Genomic DNA, 19,627 nt, shown 5'->3' with positions numbered 1-19,627 from the left:
TATCGGCGTATTCCCCAAATTAATGCAATCGGCGGTTTCTTTTTTCCTGTTTGAGCTTTTCAGGCGTCACATCATTACCTTCAGGATCAACAATCGTCACAGTTTTCAACGTGTTTTTCATAGACGCGCGGACGCCTTGAAGATATTCCTGGCGAAGCTTCTGCTGTTCTGCTTTTTCTTCGTCTGTTAAAGATCCGCTCTTTGCTTTTTTGGCAAGCTCGTTAATTCTGGCTATTTTTTCATTAGAAATCATAAGATACTCCTTTGATTCGGTATATATCCATCATACTACTAAATCCGCTTTCGTTTGACAACAGATTAGTCTGCAAGGCCGTCCTTATACTCCTGGTAGCGGCGGTGAACGGTTGCTTTTGAAATGCTGTATCCGAACCCTCTCAACACGGCTGCAATTTCCGCAAACGTCAGCTTGTTCTCCCTGAGCCTGACGATTTCTGAAAGAGGCGCTTCGATCCGCTCTCTCCCGCCGCCTTCATTGCGGTGTTTCAGATTCCTCTCCGGGCGGTAGCCGTTTTCGACCGCCTTCTTCATTCCCCGCTTAATCTTCAGGTTATGTATTTTCCGCTGGTATTCTTCGACAATGCCGACAATCTCCAAAACCATCGAATCCGCTTCGGAAAGCTCAAGTTTTCCCCGGTGAGCCAGCGTGTAGATTTGAACGCCTTCTTTATATAAACAGTGAAGAAGGGCAATTTTGGCATTCCCTCTTCCAAGCCGCGTATCATCCTGTATTAAAACCGCGTCAATGTCTGATGTTTTGATTTCCTCGAGCAGATCGAAGACGCCGTCGCGGTCCATCTCATATCCGCTCGCCTGTTCGGAAATGACGTTCACGACGTTCATCCCGTGCTCGGCGGCAAGCGACTGGAGCTCTTCAGCCTGCCGTTTTAATGAGGTTTCCTGCTGCTCCTTCGCAGTGCTTACCCTGGTGTAAATAATCGCATTCATGGAAATCCCCTCAATCATTTATTCTACAACTGCAAGCTGATATTGATCGGAGTGCTGTTTGGCTACCGGCAGGACCAAAACATCGCCCGGTTTAATAACGGAGGTCGGCAGATTGTTTTTATCGGCGACCCATTCGATGAATTTTTGTTTGTCAGCGGGTTTTCCGCCTTTGATCCGGTCGGCCAGCTCCCACAATGTATCGCCTTCCTGCACTTCTATTTTAACATATTGCTTTCTTTCTTCGATTTTACCGGCAAAAGACACAAACAGAATACAGCAGCTGATCACAGCAGTAAACAGACTGACAAAAATCAATGATTCTCTTTTCATATCCATCACCCCAGAATGTTTGTTCGGTTTTATGATTTCAGTATATATACGAACAAATGTTTCTGTCAATCGTTTTTTTTCGAACCTATGTTTGTACTCAAAGGAAAAACATGCTATAATCTAGCTAAAATCGACGTTTTGAGGTGCAAAAAATGACGAAGCTATCAAAAAGACAACTTGATATTTTGCGTTTCATTAAAGAAGAAGTGAAACGCAAAGGCTATCCGCCTTCCGTCAGGGAGATCGGAGAAGCGGTCGGCCTGGCGTCAAGTTCAACGGTACACGGCCACTTGGCAAGGCTTGAAACGAAGGGATTGATCAGAAGGGATCCGACGAAGCCGAGAGCGATCGAAATTCTCGATACAGAGGAAGAAATTCACATTCCGAAAAACCAGGTTGTCAATGTCCCGGTCATCGGAAAGGTGACGGCCGGTACGCCGATTACCGCAGTCGAAAACATTGAGGAATACTTTCCGCTTCCAGACCGCCTGGCGCCGCCGGATGAGCATGTCTTTATGCTGGAGATCATGGGCGAAAGCATGATCGATGCCGGAATTCTTGATCAGGATTATGTGATAGTCAAACAGCAGAACACCGCAAACAACGGAGATATCGTCGTTGCGATGACCGAAGACGACGAAGCGACTGTTAAGCGGTTTTTCAAGGAAGAAACCCATATCCGCCTTCAGCCGGAAAACCCGACGATGGAACCGATCATCCTCCAGAATGTGACGATTCTCGGAAAAGTCATTGGCGTATTCCGCACGGTTCATTAAAAAAACGGACTCATCAGCAAAACCGCCGGTCGGCGGTTTTTTTTTACACGAAAAAACAGGCTCACATCCATACGGAAATGAAGGATGCGAGCCTGAAACAGAGGGATTGATCATATGCTTACATTACCATTATCCCCCAAACGAGTTTTCTTGTCAACAAAAATGTTTCCTTGAGGAAACATTTTTCATTGTCTCCCTTTTATCGAACGATAAACAAAATTCTCGTCCCGTCAGCGTAATCGCTCAGCCTGTTCCCGACCCAGGAGCCGGCTCCGCGGTTATCCGATGAGCTGACATATCTGACCGACGCTCCTTTTCCCCCTTCTTCACACATGGCCATCGGCCATTCGTCACGGTCAAAGCCCGGCTTAGTCGGAATCCCCTTTAATGATTCCTGACGGCGCTTATCCGCTCCCGATCTTTCAATTGTGCAGACATCTGAATGGCCCGCTTTGATCGCATCGCTTATATGAGCACCTGTTTCAGGATAGCGCGATGCCGGAAAATACAATACGTCATCATACCTTGCAACGCCTTCGGCATGCTGAGGAGAATATGCAGCCCCTCCCGAAAGCCCAAGCAGCACCAATGCGGAAAACAGCAGATGAACCGCCCATTTTTTGATCATGACAAAAACAACCTCCTCTTGTATATGCTGGTGTCACTAACAGATTAAGAGAGAATTGTTTTTGCTTTTCGGGCTCTTTGTGAAAAAGACGTTTAGATTGTATAAATAAACGTAAGTTAAATGCTCGGGTCATACCCGTGAAAAACTGCATGTGCTTTTTGCGTCCACTCTAAACATATACACGGCTGCCATCAGGAAACATGCGGCAGCCGGATATGCAAATTTTTTCATCGTTGTATTTTTTAAAAATGATTCATTCACACAACAAAAAAACAGGCGGAAAATCCGCCTGTTTATACGGCAACTTCAAATGTCAGCTTGTCGCCGTGCTTATAGTCAATTAATTTAAAATCATCGATTGTAAAGTCATAAAAGTTTTTGATGTCCGGGTTGATCCACAGCTTCGGCGCTTCATATTGCTCGCGTTTCATCTGAATGTTTAAATTATCGATGTGACGGGTATAGATGTGACAGTCGCCGATATTGAAGATGTATTCGCCCAGCTCATAACCGAGGACTTGGGCGATCATGCGCTGCAAGATGTTATATTGGAACACATTGAACGGGTTGCCAAGCGCCATGTCATTGCTTCTCGCTCTTACTTCCAAAGAGAGCTTTCCTTCTTTCACATACCATTGCGTCTCATAGACGCAGGGCGTCAAGGCCATGCCGTCCAAGTCATCGGGATTCCACAGCATGGTCAAATGCCTGCGTGAAGACGGATTATGCTTTAACTGATGGAGCAAATAATCCACTTGATCGGCTTTCTGCCCGTTAACCGTTCTGTTTTTCTTTGCTAATTGATAGCCGTAGGCTGCTCCGATTGTGCCGTCTTCAAGCCGCCATTGATCCCAAATATGAACCCCCATATCGTTCAGAACTTGGACATCATTGGATTTCAGCTGCCAGATCCAAAGCAGCTCTTTGATGGCCGTTTTCCACGCCACCTTCTTCGTCGTCAAAATCGGCACTTCCGAATTGTCAAACCGCATTTTTTCGCTCATGATGCTCAGCGTATGAGCCGGCGTTCCGTCTGAATCCCACTTCGTCCGGACCTGATATTCTTCATCGGAGATCCCTGATTCAATAATTTTTTGAATGATAGCATTGTATTGCTGGTCATAATGGCTCATCTTATCCTCTCCTCTTTCCACATGATATGTATAAAATGAGTTTTTTTCAAGGTTTAAGATCATGCGCGGGTTTGATAAATCTCCAACGCTTTCTTGATAACATTTTTATCGTATCCAGTGACATCATGGATTTTCTCAGTCCAGCCTTCGATTGTGTCCGGCTTCGCTTCTCTGTATAATCCTTTGCTCGTGCTAAGATATATGTCCCAGCCGCTGAATTCCCAATGCGCGATTTCATGTTGAAACGGAATTCTGCATTCCAGTAATGGCGCAGGCTTCAATGCCGCTTGCGAGTATTCAGCCGCCTCCCAAAAAACGGACATGTCAACAGGCTCTGTAGAGTAGACTTGAGTTGACACCTTTCCGTTCGGCCGATGGTAAAGAACCTTAACTCCGCCGGTTGTCGGCTTGACTTGAATTTGTGCTGCCGGGAAAAAACCGTCCAGCTTTTCACTGGTATAATCTTCACATTCGCAGTCGATCAGAATCGGCTGCAGCCATTGATCTCCCAGATCACATAAAAAGCGCCGTCCTCTTTCATCAAGCGCGATGACTGCGGCATGCGCGCGTTCTGTTTTGAACGAACGGCCGATCGGAAAAGCTTCCACTCCGTCTTTTGTAAACTCGTCCAGCAGCCAAATCGAAAGGTCAAAGCAATTGCCGGCAATGCCGTACTCTTGGTGGTGTTCCTTCATCATTGAGACGTTCCGCTGTTTCTGATCCCCTCCCTGATGATAAAACCATGCCTTTGTCAGCGTTTCCATCGGAAAAGCGTCGAATCTTCTCCACGTACGGAGAATGGCATCCGGAGCAAACATCATCTCCCCCCCTGTCCATAAGCGATTGTTAACACTATTATATACGGGCGACCGAGACGAAAAAAATCCCTTAGCAAGGGATTTTTTCGTTTTATTTTCCTTTCTCATCAGTCGGAATCTGGATCAGGGAATTCGATCCTGTCGCTTTAGGCATTTTTCCGTCCCATTTTTGGATCCATTGATACTTGATCATTTCATCTGACATCGATTTTTTAATAATTTCATTATACTCGGCAATACCTTGGGCTTCGATCTTTTTCTTTTTCGCTTCCGCTTCGGCGATCTTCAGCTCTGTCTGCGTTCTTTCCAGTTCCTGCGAAGACTTCACGCGCGCGTCAATCGCTTCCTGGGTCGCTTTATCAGGCTTTGGCACACCGAGTGTTAAATCGTCAATGACAAAGCCGAGCCCCTTCATATCATCTGCAAATGTTTTTTGGATTTCTGCGGCGGCATCAGATGATTTTTGTCCGTATGTATCAATGACGGAGTATTTGGAAATCGACTTTCTTGCAGCGTCCCACAGCCTTGTTTTCAAGTAGCTGTTTTCGATTGATTCAATATCGACCGCTCCGAATTTATTAAACAATTCTACGACTTTATCAGGCTGAACGACATAGTTGTAGGCGATGTCCATTGAGATGTTTTTGCCGTCAGAAGTAGCCACTTGAATATCCTGATTGTTTACAGTCTGCATCCGCACCGGATATCTTGTGACTTTGTCAAACAGTCCGACTAAATGCCAGCCTTGATCAAGCGTTTCCGATTTCACCCCGCCATTCGGAGAATAAACGACGCCGACATATCCGTTCGGAATTTTCTCGATGAACAAGGAAGCTGTGAATCCTCCGATAATTAAAGCAACAGCGACAATGATTCCGCCGAGCAGCGTTTTGTTTTTATTCTTCTTTGGTTGTTTTTCATTCATCTTTGTCATCCTCCAGCGTTTTCTTTATTTTGCTCGCCCCGCTTCCGACTTTTTTAAAAAGCGGGCTTAACATAAGCCATACGCCAAACCCTATAATGGATAGCAATATGATCGAACCAATCATGACTTTCACTTTTGTTTCACCCCTTTTGCATTTGTTGATTGATCGTATGACTAAATAAAATCATTTCACTTATGTTTACGTTCATATGAACTTAAAGTTTCATTTTTTTAAAATGTAATAGAAAAAATTTTATCATTGCAATTGCGAAATCAATGGCATCGTTAAAGGATATGTCGGATATCTTACTCTTTATGCCGCGTATATCATGGCGTGTTCGCAGTCAAATGAAGACGAAGCGGCATGCCGAACCAACTATCAGCTGGGCACATACAAAAAAAGAGCCAAATGATTGGCTCTTTTAAAAATATTAAATTTCAATTATTGTTGATTGCCCTTTTTAACCCATTCAGCTACTGTCACTGTGCGTTTAGCTTGATGTTTCACTGCAGCTTCCACGTCTTCAATCATCTTCCCGTTTTGATCGACTGTAACACTCGTTCCATATGGATTTCCGCCAGCCCCGAAGAGGACAGGATCAGTGTATCCAGGAGAAGCAATAATAGCTCCCCAGTGCATCATTGAAGTATATAAGGACAAGATTGTTGCTTCTTGACCACCATGTGGATTTTGAGCGGAGGACATTGCGCTTACAACCTTATTTACTGTCTTTCCGTTTGCCCAAAGTCCGCCTTGTGTATCAAGAAACTGTTTCATTTGGGATGCCATATTGCCAAAGCGTGTTGGTGTACTGAATATAATAGCATCTGCCCACTCTATATCTTCTGAGGATACGACTGGAATGTCCTTTGTTGCATCAACAGTGGATTTCCACACTTCATTTCCCTCAATGGCTGATTGCGGAGCCAATTCTTGTACTTTTAAAACTCTGACTTCAGCACCTGCTTCTTCTGCACCTTCTGCAGCCCATTTGGCTAATTGATAGTTTGTTCCGCCCATACTATAAAAAACTACAGCTAATTTTACATTTGACATATGATCCAGCTCCTTTGATTTTCTAAATAGTTTGTCTAAAAACCCCATGTTTTAACACCTGCTTTTTTGTTTTCTTTTCGGCAAACCTTTTAAGAACCACCCCCTTGAAGTGTTTCGCTGCCATTATTATTCCTTGCTAGAATAAACTTAAAACATTTCAATTTAATGAATCTCAACTTCAAGATATTATGGATGGTTATATTACTTCGGTCTTTTTCTGGTGAAGATTTCGCCAATCTTTGCGTAATCATGCCCGGCTAAACGACTGATGGCGCCGAGGCCTCTTGGATCGATTTTTCCATTTTCATAGATGCCGCTTTCGATATGATATTGAACGACTCTGCCTATCATGAAATCGCATCCGTCAGAGTGCTTATCTCCCAACTCTAATGAGTACTCCAGAACACATTCCATACGCACTTTTGCTTCTTTCACGCCCGGCACCGAGACATTCACACTTTCAACGGGGGTTAACTCCGCTAACTGAACTTCACTTTGACTTGGTGGTAGGCTGGCGGCCGTTAAATTCATTTTTTCAACGTTTTGTTCATCAACGATATGGACCACAAATTCTTTGCTGTTCAAAATGTTTCTCGCTGTATCCTTTTGGCTCCCTGCAAAACGTTGAATAGAAAGGGAGATCATCGGAGGATTTGAAGATACAATATTAAAGTAGCTAAAAGGAGCTCCGTTTAAGACGCCCTCCTCTGATAAACTTGTAACAAATGCAACCGGTCTCGGTATAATACTCCCGATTAAAAACTTGTAGTTCTCTCTTTCTGTTTTTGTATTGGGATCAATGGACAGCATCGAATCACTTCCTTACAAAAATTAATCCAGCGCCTTCACTGTTACAGGAATTAATCTTCTTTCTAACTGCTCTCTGTAGTGTTCATACTGGGCCGGCAGCATTAACTGTTCTCCCATTGTTTCATATGATTCATCATGGGCGAATCCTGGTGGATCTGTTGCAATTTCAAATAAGATTTCCCCGTGTTCTCTGAAATAAATCGCGTTAAAATAATTTCTGTCTTGCACAGGTGTAACACGGTATCCGTTTTCCGCAACATATTTTTGCCATTCCAATTGATCATTGTCATCAATGGCTCTCCAGGCAATATGGTGAACTGTACCCGTCCCCATTTGTCCGCTTCCTATAGTTGTTAATTTCAAATCAATCATATTTCCTATGTCACCAGCAGAACGAAAACGTACAAAATCTCCTTCTTCTCCAACTTTTTCAAGTCCCATGACCTTTTCTAATAATTCAGCCGTTTTTTCGGGTTGTTTGGATAACAGTGTTGCTCCGCCAAATCCTTTGATTGCATTGTCCGGTGTTATTTCCCCTACTTTCCAGCTGTTCTTTTCCCCTTGTTCTCTTTCGACAATTTCCAGATGAAGACCATGAGGATCATCGAACTCCAAGTATTCCTCTCCAAAACGGTTCATTTTTGTATAAGGCACATTGAATTTTGCTAATCTGTTTTCCCAAAAAGCCATAGCGCCTTTAGGAACGACGTAAGAAGTCACTCCCACTTGACCATCTCCAATGACTCCTCGACGGGCACCTGCCCAAGGAAAGAATGTAATAATCGTTCCCGGTTTCCCGCCTTCATTGCCAAAATAGAGGTGATATGTTCCCGGATCATCAAAATTAACGGTTTTTTTCACTAAACGTAAACCAAGAACGCCAGCGTAAAAATCCACGTTCTCTTGCGGATGGCCGACAATCGCTGTAATGTGATGGATTCCAGTTGTTTTCTTTTTCATTCCATTTTACTCCTCTTTCATGAAACATAGCTTTATGATGAGATATACGTTACAAATTCATTTACAGGTTTTCTAAATCCCCGTGATTTTTCTGCTTTTTATTTTTTCCTTCTTTAAAAGATCAAAATCAATGGACAAGCATCCCTGCCTTTTTCTTTATAGGACTCCGGGCAGTTTTCAACCTTCGTAGATTTCTGTTGCTTGCTAACGATGATGACTGCCGATGAGCCCAGGATCTTGTTATGTCATGAAGCTCCTGTTCAGAAATAGAATACCCAGTTCAATATTTATTTCTCATTATCATGAATTCATATATTTCGAATTCGAGATATTATTATAAAAAAATTTACATGCTTTGGGCATGGAAGCCAAGTTTTTTTAACTTTTCAATTAGAACTTCTTTTTCTTTTATGTCTAAGCCGCCGAAAATGCCTTTCATAGCTGTTTTATGTTTTGGAAAAAGATTGTTCATCAGTGCAGTTCCTTCATTCGTTAAAGCAGCGTATGTTATACGGCGATCTTTAGGACAAGGCCTTCTCTCTATTAACTTTTTCTTCTCCAACTTATCTACAACATAGGTAATGCTGCTGCTTGCGATTAATACTTTTTCGCCTATTTTTTGGATCGGCTGATCGCCTTTACTATAGACTAATTCTAGAACAGCAAACTCAGTTGGGTTTAGTCCTAAACATTTAATATCCTCTTCCACGCGCTTTTTAATCGATTGCAGTGCACGAGACAAGACAATAAATGCCTTTAAAGACAACTCCTCTTCGTATCTCTCCATTTCCTGACTGCCCACGGTATTCATCCTTTTTAATTATCTCGAATTCGAGATAATTGTATAATAACGATTTGCTGTTGTCAACTTTTTAAAACGGTTTATGTTATTACGAGTTAAAACAGATGAGACAGAATTGTTAAACGGATGCATTTCCATTGCCGAAGCAGGATTCGGATCTAACACAAAAAACCGCCGACTCAAGGTCGGCAGCGCCGGCTGTTTCAGAAGTCTTGTCATGCATGAAATAGTTTGTCTTTTATCTGGAGATGCAGCTTCGGATTCAGCAAGAAAATAATGGACTGAAGCTGTTCCTGTTTATTAATCGAGGGATCCGCGTGGTGTTGATGGTTGTATCCGTTAAAGATTGCAATCAGCGTGGTGGCCATCACCTTCGGATTGAGCTGTTTCTGAACGATGCCTTCTTCCTGGAGCTGCTCGATCAGTTCGACAAAAAACTCCCTCCACTGTTCATACAGAAGGGCTACTTTTCTTTGAATCTCAGGATATCTATGACTATTTGCCATAAATTCCAAAAACAAAGCTGTCGAATGCTCTTTATTTGATGTTTGAATCAAGTGTTCAATCCCTGCGAGCAATCCCCTCAGCGTCTTTTTTCGAAAACAATTCATGCTGGTTTGAAAGCGATCTTCCATTTGCTCATTCATAATATGGAGAAACAGCATCTCCTTTGACTTGAAATACAAATAAAACGTAGCTTTAGAAAATCCGGCTTCTTTCATAATTTCATCTACAGAGGTTGCCGAATATCCATTTTGGGCGAACAGATGATATCCGGCTTCTACGATCTTTTGAACCGTATTCTGTGTCTTCTTTTTCATTAAGCTGTCCTGTCCTCTCTACTTCTCTAATTAAGTTAACCATCTATGTATTGAGATATACTGGGAACGTCAAGGACTCGTTATGTTAAAGAAAATTGGAAAAAGACGCTTAAAATCTTTTGCTCAAACATACACTTGCAGCCTAAGCGGACGTTCTTTCATCAAGCATAGCAGTGACATATAAACACCGCCAAGTGACATTAGCCCGGTAAGTCAACAAGGTCAATCGCCCTAACAGGCCGGTAGCCGTATGTTCCTTTCCTTGCAAAATTCCCAACATTCATTCTAGCATTTACTGCTAAAAACTTCATATATATTGTAATTTATTTAATTGGATTTTTCTGTTTTTTAAAAGCCTCTATGAAATACCCGGGGTCCGCATCCACTTCATAAGCAAATACCCCTTGGTTCGTATGGAGGTAAAGCAAACCGGCCTCGGAAAAAGGTCTGTATGATACATCGTGGACGTGCTCAAGGCGATACTGGCGGCTTGCCGTTAAAATTTTATCGTTGTACAGGTACATTTGATTATGCTTTTTTGTATAGGTTTGCCGGTTAAAATCAATCGTCCGTTCTGTTTTGTAGTAGCTGACAGCGGCGATGGCCTGATGGCACCCGTCTTTCATTTGAAACCTCCATTTGCTATTCGTTGATTAATTTGGACATGACATATTCATCAACATATTGTCCTTTTACTTTCAAAGCGTGCTTTTTAGTGCCTTCAATGATAAAACCCATTTTTTTGTATAAACGCACGGCGGCTATATGATGGGTCATGACAGTCAGCTCAAGTCTGTGAAGCTTTTCTTCACAGGCCCATTTTTCCAATGCCTGAAACAGCTTTACTCCAATACCTTGTCCAATATATGTTTGGCGTATGCCAATGATGATATGGGCACGGTGGCGTGTTCTCTGAACCTGTCCTCTGACTGCTGCAACATATCCGACTAAGCTTCCGTCATCAGCCGCACAAACAAAAACTTCACACACGCCGGATTGGATCTGTTTGATTTGACGTTGTGCCTGAAGCTTTCGTTCACCCGGTTCAAACAGCATGAATTCAGATTCTTCATCGATCGTTTCACAAAGCTTCAGATAGTTTTCTGCATCTGAAGCTGTTAATTTTCTGATATGCAAGAAAGGCCCTCCAAACAGTTTTTAGATTATCTATATATTCTGAATTATAATCGCATGAAAAAGGCTGTGCAAACCGCAGGTGCCAAGATCGATTCGCGGCTTCATCAAAAAAAATAGCAAAACCGTCGGCATTACTTTTCAAGCAGCCTCGGTTTCGCAGGGTCGCACGCAGGTTTTTGCGTATTTGTCGATTCGGCGATTTTCATTAAATAATAGCATTCTTCCCTCATCATGTGGTCTGCCATCAGCGCGGAGAACGTACCGAGCATCTGATCTGTAAGCTCCAGCTCCTCCACTTCTTTCAAAAAGGTACGAAACAGCTCAATCTCAAGCTTCACGTCTTTATTCATCCTTCTGAGAGCGGGAAAAGATTCAACATTCGCTCTGAGATACCCCGTCAATTCAACGGATTTAATATAGAACTGTTCAAAGTGTTTGACAAACTCCCTGCTCTTCTCTTTCAACCGTTTTTCCACCGCATCCAGGTCATCGGCAATTGCTCCAGCATGTCCGGCGGCATCCATCAGCCACAGCATATGGTGGTGCAACTCGTGGAAAACAGGCGGCACTTCCCGTTTTTTTAAGTATTTTAGCACAAGCAAGTACTCCTCCAGTTCATTTACCATATGGTTGATAAAAGTCGGGGGAAGGTGAATTTTAATATCGCCTGTCAGGTGCCTTTTAATGATGGAGAGTTTAAATTTCCTGAATTGAAGGGCATATTCTTCAGCTTCAAGCGTTAATGAATACAAATCAGGCGAAGCATTCACTTTTTTCAGCAAAACATCAAACGTCTGCTTGAACTGCTTCGCCTTTTGAATATCTTCTTTTTCCCTTTCAGCCAAAGAATCCAAAATAAAACGCGCATGATCACCCAAAACTTGAAGCCAAAATTTATGTTCAAAAACGGCCGTCTCCTTATAAGTTTTCAAGCTTGCGCCTCCCTTTAAATACCATTCTTCACTATGGCTATTCGCTGCAAGCCCGAAATATGATCATGCAAATAGAAGCTGATCAATAAAGATTCGGAGGCAGTATGTCATCCCGGGGATGTTGAATAACCGATGGCGGCGTATCATGAATATATGCAGGCGCAGGTTTTAGCACTGGTTTTTTCGCAAGGGGCTGAGGATGTTCAACATACTGAAAAACGCCTTCCCCATCCATGCTCGGTCCCTTCGCCCATCTGCCTGCAGCGCTCTCGTTGCCTCTTGAAAAATTAAATAATACATGGGAGACTTCCCTTTTTTCCAGATGGCGCGGAAACGTGCTTGGGACGACGACATTTTCTTTCGCTTCCAGTTCTTTAATGGCTGCAAGCCACTGGTTTTGATGCATCGTATCCCTTGCAATCAGCCAGGACAGCATATCTTTGACACCGCGGTCCGTCGTCTCTTCATAAAGGCGGACCGCCTGCAGGCGTCCCTGTGATTCCGCGTTTAAATTTGCCCGAAAGTCGGCAAGCAAATTTCCGCTTGCAATAATATAATCGGCAGTCCAGCGGTTTCCCACGCTGTCGGCCGGCATCGCCCCTAATCCTGATACGATGGCATGCTGCGGATTCATCCCTCCGAGAATGGCGCCGAGCACCGGATCTTTTGCCGCTTTTTCAAGATCGCCGACCGGCGCACCGTCCAAAAGCCTTGCAATCATCGTCGCCAGCATCTCGATATGGGCGAGCTCTTCAGCTCCTGTATCCATCAGCAGATCTTTGTACTTGCCGTTTCCTCTGACACTCCAGCCTTGAAAAAGATATTGCAGAGCTACTGATATTTCGCCGAACTGTCCTCCCAGTATTTCCTGCAGCTTTTTCGCAAATAATGGATCGGGTTTTTCAGGCTTTGCATGATACTGCAGTTCTTTAATATGAAAAAACATAAGATCGCTCCTCTCCTGAGCTACCTTATGAACGATAAGAACAATAGGTGTTTGTCTATCCCTTTTAAATGAGTTTCTATGAACCGCTAAGAAGGTCTTCAATCCACATATCAACTTGCCGCTCAGACATTCCTCCGACATACATCCGCTCTGGTCTTCCTTCCCGATTAATGAATATACTTGTAGGCAAATAATAAATTTCCCAAGAACGGTAAACTTCAGCCGATTGATCCAAAGCGACCGGAAAAGTTAAGCCATGGCGGTCGACAAAGCTCTTTACTGCACCTTTCGATTCACGCACATTGACAGCGATGATTTCAAAACCGTCTCCTTTAAAACGGTCATAAGCTTTTTGCATGACCGGCATCTCCTCTTGGCACGGTGTACAAAAAGTCCCCCAAAAGTTGACAACCACCGCCTTTCCCCGTAATTTTTTCAGTTCGATGTCACCGCCCTCTAAAGTCGATAATTTAAAATGTAATGCCTGCTGATGAAGGGCAGTGCCTGCCTGTTCATTCCGGCCTCCGGCAATATGCTGATAAAGAGCATAACCAGCCGCACAACATAGGAGCAAGAGGATGGCGCCTCTCAATAAAAGCAGCGTTTGTTTTTTCATTTTTTTCTCCCGATATGTTAGCCCTAATATGAAAAAAGGACTCTCCTCTGCTGGGCTTTCTTTATGATGAGTAGTCCGGCATTTCATGCTCAAAGCCGTAAAAGCCTGTAATTCCAACTTCTCCGCAGCCTGACACTTTTGTGATATCCAGGAAATGATTGCGGTGCGGCGTCCCGCTCACTTTATCTGCAGCACTTAAATGAAGATGATTTCCAGTAAATTCTTTCTCGCTTAAAGTGATCGCATGTCCTGTTAACGTGATTCTCTGCAGCTTGATGTTGAGTGTACAGCCTTCTGCATTAAAAATCGTAAACTTATAATACAGCCATGTCGGGTAGTAATTTACATTGGTGCTGTCCGCCATAAAAAATCCCACTTGATCTTCAGTCATTGTCATGGTCGTCTTTTTCTCATCTTTTGTAACCGCGGCATCAGCAGGCTGAATATGAAAACTGCAGGCCATCATGATTGAAAACAACATCAAAAATAAATTTTTTTTCATTGGCGCCCCTCCCTTTTTCCATATTATAAACTTTATTGAATAAAAAGGATATTGAAATTTAATCTCCCGTTTCAAGATGAGTGTGCCGAACGATCCCTTACAAAAGTGTAATGTTCATGTCACGTTATTCGATTTTTTTATCAGACAATGAATCTTAGAATGATAAATGAGGTGAAATTGTGAAAAAGCATATCGTATGGATCAGCCTGATGATCATATTTACCGCATTATTAAGCGGATGTAACTTAAACCGTGTGGGAACAGACGAATATTATGTTCACATTACCGGAAACGGGAAGGAAGACACGTCGAAGTTTGACGACGGCGAGGAATACTCCGTCTTCAAATATGAACTGGCCGGTTTTGATGAGGACGGTCAAGAAAAAACAATGGAATTCACATCTGATAAAAACCTTCGTACAGGCGCGTTTTTACGGCTTTTCTATTCTGAAAATAAAGGCGTGAAATCGTGGGAAGAGGTTGAAAAAGACGATATTCCCGACAAAGCCAAAGATCGATTAGGTGTGAAAAATTAAAAAACATGCGGGAGATGGCGGCGCCATCTCTTTTGTTTATCCTTGCATGCCTTCCTTTTTGCTTTTTTTAAGTGATAAAAATTCATCCTGAAAAATGCACATTCTAATAGCGTTACGATAATAGCCGTCAACGAAAAATTCATCCTGCAGCTCGCTCTCGATTGTGAACCCTGCCTTTTTATACAAGTGAATCGCTTTTGCATTATCTTCGTCGACGATCAAATACAATTTGTGCAAATTCAAAACGGAAAACGCGTAGTTCATCGCCAAATACGTTGCGCTTGACGAATACCCGTTCCCTTGATGCTCGGGATCAATGATGATTTGAAACTCCGCCCGTCTGTGAATATAATCAATTTCGACCAGCTCAACCAATCCGATCATCTCAGTCTCTTTCTCTATGATAAAGCGCCGTTCGCTTTGGTCATGAATGTGTTTGTCAAACAAATCCTGCAGCTCAACAAAAGTCTCATACGGTTCTTCAAACCAATACGACATAATCTTCGCATCGTTGTTAAGACGGTGGACAAACGGAAGGTCTTCTCTTTCGAGCGGACGCAATTTAAGCTGATTGAACATATCAGCAACCTCCAATATAAATTAAAATTTAAGATGATGTAAGGCGCAGGCCGATCACCCCGATTATAATAAAGCCAAGTGAGATGAGCTGCGGAGCGCGAATCCGCTCCTTAAACCAAAATAAGCTGACTGCCGTAATGCCGATGCTGCCGATCCCGGTCCAAACGGCATAGGCAACACCGGCTGAAAGTGCCTGCATGGCTTTCGAAAGGCAGAAAAAAGACAAAGCAAACCCCAATACCATGACAATAATCGGCCATTTTTTTCTTGTGCCGTCTACATATTTCATAGCGATGGCGGCAATGACCTCTTCGATTCCAGAAATCACCAAAAATAACCACGGCATGATCAATCACCCCCTGACTGGGTATTGTTCTCTTTTGTAAACATTTTCATGCCAATAATGCCTCCCAACAGCACGATCAAAAAAAATATTTGCCCTCCTGAAAAGGGTTCGCCCATAAAAACACCCGTCACATATGTGCCGGCCGTTCCGATTCCGACAAATACGGTATAAGCCGACGCCATCGGAATGTTCCTGTAAGATCGTATCAGCATGAGAAAACTTGCCGCGATCAGTACAAAGATCATCAGCCAATCGGCGAAGGAATCCGCATGTTTAAGACCTGAGGCCCAAACCACTTCCAAAAAACCCGCAATAATGACGAGGAGCCAACTCAATGATAACACCCTTCCTGTTGTGAATGAACGTCAGTCATTTTTAGGCCGATAAAAAATGAACAGCTGCAGCCGGTCATTTTTCACTTGGTTCCTATGCTTCTCTTCAGAAAAGTAAATATTTCTTTTTTGAACACACTGAGCTCTTCGTCTTTTTCCGCCCCGATGTAATAACGTTCCGCTGTGTTTTCGACAAAGTTGATAATCGTTCTGGCCGTCCAGCGCACATTGATGTCCGGAATGACCTCGTTTTTCTCAACTGCTTTTTCAATAAGTCCTTCAAGCCAGGAATAATAAGGCTGATAGATCGCCTCCCATTTTTCCATCGAATGGTCAAAGGCAAGACCTGAGTAGCAAAGAACGATAATATCCTGATGAAGTTCCGTCATGTTGAACGTCTCATCGATCATGATGTCCAAGGCGGTCCAGAAAGACATGGTTCCGTCGACCTTGCTCTTAATATGGTCCAAAGAATGTGTCAGAAGATTTTCCGCGATCGCGGGAATCAATGCATTTTTGGATGAGAAATAAAGATAAAAAGTGCCCTGCGCAGTACCTGCTTTTTTCACGATATCTGAAATCGACGCCTTATCCAGCCCCTTTTCAGAAATGACTTCAATGGCCGCCTGCAAAATCTTTTCATATTTCCCGGACGTTTGCTTTGGCATGTTGCAGACCTCCCTAAAAATGAATGACTATCATTCATTTTAGTGGAGCGGCTTTTCATTGTCAACCGGGCGGCGCAGGACTTATTTCCTTAAAATTTCTTTAAAATCCTAAGCATAAGCTGTCTTTGGATATGAATCCCTTTTATACTTTACACATATACCGAAAACAGATGGAGTTGATATTGTTGAAACCGCTGATCAAGCTGGCATGCGGAGCTGCCTCTCTTATCGCAGCCGTCCTCGCAATATGTTTTGCAGTGAAACGGAGCAAAGACAAACAATAGGAATTAGGAAAAGTTCTCAGCAAAGCTTTTCTTTTGCTAAAAGTTTTTTTGTTGATCTCCCTGTTCATTTTAAAGAGAAATGCAATGCATAGTGATCATGAAATCGAATAATCGATTAGACCTCCTACAGCTTTCTATGAATCTTTTTGGACTATTATGCTATATGAAAAATATGCACAAAAAATATAACACTTGGAAAATCAATATGATATAATCATTACTCTAATGAGTAAATAAAGAGCTTTTTTAAATATATAAACGACGAAGGGGCTATAGAATGGAACTTACGATCACCAGAGCACTAAGCGAACTCAAAATGTTGGATAAAAGAATCAAGCGGGCCGTAAATGAGAGCACATTCGGAGGTTTGATGATCGGAAAGAAACTGCCGAACGGATTTCGGACAGCCGAAGACTTGGAAACTAGGGCGAAAGCCGATTATCAATCAATTGAAGCCTTAATCAAAAGGCGAAATGCCATTAAGTCTGCCATTGTTGTATCCAACGCGACGACCAAAATCGAAGTGGCCGGAGTCAAGATGACTGTGGCTGAAGCCATCGAAAGAAAAACCTCCATCAGCTACGACATTCAGCTTTTGGATAAGCTGAAAGAAGTGTACGCTGATTTAGTCGACGAGGCCGAGAGCGTCAATCAAAAAGTAACAGAAAGACTAGACAAACATCTGGAGACTCTTTTCGGAAAAGACGGCAAAGTAAAAGCGGCTGAAAACCAGGAAATCGTCAAATCTTTCCTCGCTGAAAATGAAGCAAAAATCATCGATCCGCTGAACCTAAAAGAGAAGATCGATTCCTTGTCAAAAAAGATCGAGGACTTTGAAATGGAAGTTGACTTTGCATTGTCCGAGAGCAATACACTCACCAAAATCAAAATCGATTAACAGCCGATTGTTAGCCAACCGAAAACCGATAAAACTAAACACCTTCCGAGGGAAAGGTGACTCCCTCCTTTTATTTCATCTGCACAGCCAAAGAGACGCTGTGCCAACATTGAGATAAAAGCTCAAAGCTCAACGTTCAGCGTTTACAGCTTAAGTATCAAAGCTCTTAACAGTTCAAAGCTTACGCCTTAAAGTTAAAAGATCGATAAAATCTGGGAGAAACGGCTGCTTGAGCATTTGTTTACCGGCTCAGTCGGTTGCCGCCCAGCAGGTTGGCTAACAATGGATATCAATAACAAAAAAACGTCTATATAGACGTTTTTTTAGTGGATTCGCAAATCAAAGGATGCGCTCAATCTTTCTGTTTGTCCTTTTCTATATGCACCCAAAGATAATAAATCACCCCGCCTGCTAAAATAAACACAATCCCCAAGTACCTTTGTTCTGAGGGAACAAAAAATTGAAATAAAAACGCTAAAATTAAAGCCGGTACCATAATCATGAAGTATTTCTTTTTATCCAACATGTAAAACACCCTTACATTGATTTTAGCTAACGATACGATATAAGTGCTGTTTGGTTTCAATTTTTAAAGATTCCGCTCTGATTTATGACATATATGAATCTAGAATTATGACGAAAACCTCAAAGGTCTTTTTCTTTATGCAAAATATAATGGCCGCGGGCAGGCTTTTTAATATCTGGGCGATGTTTCATTAAGCTCTTCATAAATGTCGTCATGTTTTTAATCGGAAAGCCGGTTTCTTTCTCGATTTCAGTTTTGAGCTTAATGCCTTTCAAGCCCTCTTCATAGCGGCTTAAAATGTTTAAGGCAGCCTCGCGCTGTATGGTTGTTTTTGATTGGAAAATAGTATGAGATGGAGTCTTGATGGGCGGATGTTTGTCAGCGGCAATTTGGGATTGTTTTAATTCCTCTGCTGCAGCGCTTGCCAAGTCGATCAATGAAGATTTTTTATTAATTGCGGGATCACTCTCCCGGTCCAATTCACGCAGCTTCGAATAAATGTCCTGTCGTTCTTTTCGCAATTCCCGCATCACCTGAATCTCCGCATCACCTAGCTGTTCAAGTCTCAAACGCAACGCTTCTCTTTCGTCGAACATATCTCCCACATCCTAAAATTAAGATTCCATTATAGTTTATAGGACTTTTTTAACTTTAACAATTTATTTAAAAATAAATTCAAGAAAAGTTCTTTTTATCGTTAAAACGTATATGGAATATAAAGGATGATTACGTTATTGATGTTCTTGTATCAATCGGCATATCCTTCGTCCGTCTCCTCCAAATCATATGATCATATCCTTTCCCCCAATAATCCTTCAGCATATAGTCAGGCTCGCCGAATTTCTTCTTCCATATTTTCTGTGCACCGGGATAACCGCTGTCCAAACAAAATTCCTTCACTCCCCGATTCAGAAAGGTCAATAACATAACGTTGAACAGCAAAGACCCGATTCCGCGTCTTTGATAATCCGGGTGGACAAATACCGTCCCTACCTCATATAAATCCTTTAAAGCCCCATCCGTACAAATATCGATCAATTCGCTTGCAGGGCCATATTCGATTGTACCGATGATTTTATTCAGACGTTGATCTGAAGCGATAAAAAAGTGCCGGCTCTTCCCTTTGCTGTCTAAGTCTGCTTTCAAGTATTGCCTCTTACTTTCAATTTCACTTTCTTGATCATCAAGCAGATCGGATATCCCCTCTTTAGCAAAAGTATCCTCGACCACGATTCTGAAAAACTGATTCAGCTCTTCAACGTCGTCAATTTGCGGCCTTCTGATCTCAATTTCATTCAT

Annotated in this window: 29 protein-coding genes; 3 read left to right on the top strand and 26 right to left on the bottom strand. The window is 42.6% G+C overall.

Features of this window, described 5'->3' with window-relative positions:
• Positions 1-19: 19 nt before the first annotated feature.
• The 3 genes from MKZ04_RS05365 to yneA all read right to left on the bottom strand — a co-directional run bounded on the left by MKZ04_RS05365 (position 20) and on the right by yneA (position 1,296).
• Positions 20-253, bottom strand: a complete 234-nt coding sequence (locus tag MKZ04_RS05365; RefSeq protein WP_020451594.1) for a DUF896 domain-containing protein — start codon at positions 251-253, stop codon at positions 20-22.
• A gap of 65 nt (positions 254-318) precedes the next feature.
• Positions 319-966, bottom strand: coding sequence for a YneB family resolvase-like protein (locus MKZ04_RS05360; RefSeq protein WP_020451593.1), 648 nt, complete (start codon positions 964-966; stop codon positions 319-321).
• A gap of 18 nt (positions 967-984) precedes the next feature.
• On the bottom strand, positions 985-1,296 hold the full coding sequence (gene yneA / locus MKZ04_RS05355; RefSeq protein ID WP_020451592.1) for a cell division suppressor protein YneA: 312 nt from the start codon (positions 1,294-1,296) through the stop codon (positions 985-987).
• A gap of 152 nt (positions 1,297-1,448) precedes the next feature.
• On the opposite strand from yneA, the gene lexA reads away from it, so the two are divergent.
• Positions 1,449-2,072, top strand: coding sequence for a transcriptional repressor LexA (gene lexA, locus MKZ04_RS05350; RefSeq protein WP_020451591.1), 624 nt, complete (start codon positions 1,449-1,451; stop codon positions 2,070-2,072).
• A 199-nt stretch (positions 2,073-2,271) separates the two neighbouring features.
• Here lexA and MKZ04_RS05345 read toward each other — a convergent pair whose 3' ends face one another.
• From MKZ04_RS05345 to MKZ04_RS05270, 16 genes are all read right to left on the bottom strand, one after another.
• Positions 2,272-2,700: a NucA/NucB deoxyribonuclease domain-containing protein gene (locus tag MKZ04_RS05345; protein WP_318601990.1), complete on the bottom strand. Its 429-nt coding sequence runs from the start codon at positions 2,698-2,700 to the stop codon at positions 2,272-2,274.
• A gap of 293 nt (positions 2,701-2,993) precedes the next feature.
• The gene (locus MKZ04_RS05340; protein ID WP_145624236.1) at positions 2,994-3,833 is read right to left on the bottom strand and encodes a thymidylate synthase; all 840 of its coding nucleotides are present in this window, start codon (positions 3,831-3,833) and stop codon (positions 2,994-2,996) included.
• A gap of 59 nt (positions 3,834-3,892) precedes the next feature.
• Complete coding sequence (locus tag MKZ04_RS05335; protein ID WP_145624234.1) at positions 3,893-4,654, bottom strand: hypothetical protein; 762 nt, start codon at positions 4,652-4,654, stop codon at positions 3,893-3,895.
• An 88-nt stretch (positions 4,655-4,742) separates the two neighbouring features.
• Positions 4,743-5,576 (bottom strand): prohibitin family protein, encoded by an 834-nt coding sequence (locus tag MKZ04_RS05330; protein ID WP_020451587.1) that lies wholly within the window; start codon positions 5,574-5,576, stop codon positions 4,743-4,745.
• A complete protein-coding gene (locus MKZ04_RS05325) occupies positions 5,569-5,709 on the bottom strand; it encodes a hypothetical protein (RefSeq protein WP_023857597.1) in 141 nt (46 codons plus the stop codon). Before MKZ04_RS05325 ends, MKZ04_RS05330 begins: the two co-directional genes overlap by 8 nt.
• Before the next feature lie 309 nt (positions 5,710-6,018).
• Positions 6,019-6,633 (bottom strand): NAD(P)H:quinone oxidoreductase, encoded by a 615-nt coding sequence (wrbA, locus tag MKZ04_RS05320; RefSeq protein WP_020451586.1) that lies wholly within the window; start codon positions 6,631-6,633, stop codon positions 6,019-6,021.
• Positions 6,634-6,834: 201 nt separating this feature from the next.
• On the bottom strand, positions 6,835-7,443 hold the full coding sequence (locus tag MKZ04_RS05315; protein ID WP_212110215.1) for a flavin reductase family protein: 609 nt from the start codon (positions 7,441-7,443) through the stop codon (positions 6,835-6,837).
• 21 nt (positions 7,444-7,464) lie between these two features.
• A complete protein-coding gene (locus MKZ04_RS05310) occupies positions 7,465-8,403 on the bottom strand; it encodes a ring-cleaving dioxygenase (RefSeq protein WP_026579654.1) in 939 nt (312 codons plus the stop codon).
• 346 nt (positions 8,404-8,749) lie between these two features.
• On the bottom strand, positions 8,750-9,205 hold the full coding sequence (locus MKZ04_RS05305; RefSeq protein WP_020451583.1) for a MarR family winged helix-turn-helix transcriptional regulator: 456 nt from the start codon (positions 9,203-9,205) through the stop codon (positions 8,750-8,752).
• Positions 9,206-9,420: 215 nt separating this feature from the next.
• Entirely contained in the window at positions 9,421-10,026 is a 606-nt protein-coding gene (locus MKZ04_RS05300; protein WP_023857600.1) for a TetR/AcrR family transcriptional regulator, read from the bottom strand.
• Positions 10,027-10,349: 323 nt separating this feature from the next.
• A complete protein-coding gene (locus tag MKZ04_RS05295; protein ID WP_020451581.1) occupies positions 10,350-10,652 on the bottom strand; it encodes a hypothetical protein in 303 nt (100 codons plus the stop codon).
• A 16-nt stretch (positions 10,653-10,668) separates the two neighbouring features.
• On the bottom strand, positions 10,669-11,163 hold the full coding sequence (locus MKZ04_RS05290) for a GNAT family N-acetyltransferase (RefSeq protein WP_026579655.1): 495 nt from the start codon (positions 11,161-11,163) through the stop codon (positions 10,669-10,671).
• A 131-nt stretch (positions 11,164-11,294) separates the two neighbouring features.
• On the bottom strand, positions 11,295-12,095 hold the full coding sequence (locus MKZ04_RS05285) for a DUF2935 domain-containing protein (protein ID WP_020451579.1): 801 nt from the start codon (positions 12,093-12,095) through the stop codon (positions 11,295-11,297).
• Positions 12,096-12,177: 82 nt separating this feature from the next.
• Positions 12,178-13,041, bottom strand: a complete 864-nt coding sequence (locus MKZ04_RS05280; RefSeq protein ID WP_020451578.1) for a manganese catalase family protein — start codon at positions 13,039-13,041, stop codon at positions 12,178-12,180.
• A 76-nt stretch (positions 13,042-13,117) separates the two neighbouring features.
• A complete protein-coding gene (gene resA / locus MKZ04_RS05275) occupies positions 13,118-13,657 on the bottom strand; it encodes a thiol-disulfide oxidoreductase ResA (RefSeq protein ID WP_025809929.1) in 540 nt (179 codons plus the stop codon).
• A 61-nt stretch (positions 13,658-13,718) separates the two neighbouring features.
• Positions 13,719-14,159 (bottom strand): hypothetical protein, encoded by a 441-nt coding sequence (locus MKZ04_RS05270; protein WP_341045444.1) that lies wholly within the window; start codon positions 14,157-14,159, stop codon positions 13,719-13,721.
• 209 nt (positions 14,160-14,368) lie between these two features.
• On the opposite strand from MKZ04_RS05270, the gene MKZ04_RS05265 reads away from it, so the two are divergent.
• The gene (locus tag MKZ04_RS05265) at positions 14,369-14,695 is read left to right on the top strand and encodes a YxeA family protein (protein WP_229030014.1); all 327 of its coding nucleotides are present in this window, start codon (positions 14,369-14,371) and stop codon (positions 14,693-14,695) included.
• Positions 14,696-14,731: 36 nt separating this feature from the next.
• Here the strand turns inward: MKZ04_RS05265 and speG are convergent, their stop codons facing one another.
• The 4 genes from speG to MKZ04_RS05245 form a co-directional block, all read right to left on the bottom strand.
• The gene (gene speG / locus MKZ04_RS05260) at positions 14,732-15,274 is read right to left on the bottom strand and encodes a spermidine N1-acetyltransferase (protein WP_020451574.1); all 543 of its coding nucleotides are present in this window, start codon (positions 15,272-15,274) and stop codon (positions 14,732-14,734) included.
• A gap of 28 nt (positions 15,275-15,302) precedes the next feature.
• The gene (locus MKZ04_RS05255; protein ID WP_020451573.1) at positions 15,303-15,620 is read right to left on the bottom strand and encodes a DMT family transporter; all 318 of its coding nucleotides are present in this window, start codon (positions 15,618-15,620) and stop codon (positions 15,303-15,305) included.
• 2 nt (positions 15,621-15,622) lie between these two features.
• Positions 15,623-15,955, bottom strand: coding sequence for a DMT family transporter (locus MKZ04_RS05250; RefSeq protein ID WP_020451572.1), 333 nt, complete (start codon positions 15,953-15,955; stop codon positions 15,623-15,625).
• Between the two features lie 80 nt (positions 15,956-16,035).
• Complete coding sequence (locus tag MKZ04_RS05245; RefSeq protein WP_020451571.1) at positions 16,036-16,620, bottom strand: TetR family transcriptional regulator; 585 nt, start codon at positions 16,618-16,620, stop codon at positions 16,036-16,038.
• Between the two features lie 561 nt (positions 16,621-17,181).
• On the opposite strand from MKZ04_RS05245, the gene MKZ04_RS05240 reads away from it, so the two are divergent.
• Positions 17,182-17,802: a hypothetical protein gene (locus MKZ04_RS05240; RefSeq protein ID WP_020451570.1), complete on the top strand. Its 621-nt coding sequence runs from the start codon at positions 17,182-17,184 to the stop codon at positions 17,800-17,802.
• A 352-nt stretch (positions 17,803-18,154) separates the two neighbouring features.
• On the opposite strand, the gene MKZ04_RS05235 is transcribed toward MKZ04_RS05240, so the two are convergent.
• The 3 genes from MKZ04_RS05235 to MKZ04_RS05225 all read right to left on the bottom strand — a co-directional run bounded on the left by MKZ04_RS05235 (position 18,155) and on the right by MKZ04_RS05225 (position 19,627).
• Positions 18,155-18,328, bottom strand: a complete 174-nt coding sequence (locus MKZ04_RS05235) for a hypothetical protein (protein ID WP_020451569.1) — start codon at positions 18,326-18,328, stop codon at positions 18,155-18,157.
• Positions 18,329-18,447: 119 nt separating this feature from the next.
• A complete protein-coding gene (locus MKZ04_RS05230) occupies positions 18,448-18,924 on the bottom strand; it encodes a Rok-like winged helix domain-containing protein (RefSeq protein WP_020451568.1) in 477 nt (158 codons plus the stop codon).
• A gap of 130 nt (positions 18,925-19,054) precedes the next feature.
• Positions 19,055-19,627 carry a GNAT family N-acetyltransferase gene (locus MKZ04_RS05225; protein ID WP_020451567.1) on the bottom strand — a complete coding sequence of 191 codons (573 nt, stop codon included), beginning with the start codon at positions 19,625-19,627 and terminating at the stop codon, positions 19,055-19,057.

This window comes from Bacillus sp. FSL W7-1354, from assembly GCF_038002405.1.
Classification (GTDB): Bacteria; Bacillota; Bacilli; order Bacillales; family Bacillaceae; genus Bacillus; species Bacillus paralicheniformis.
The sequence above is the reverse complement of the archived record's forward strand: the minus strand, read 5'-3'. Positions and strand labels throughout refer to the sequence as shown.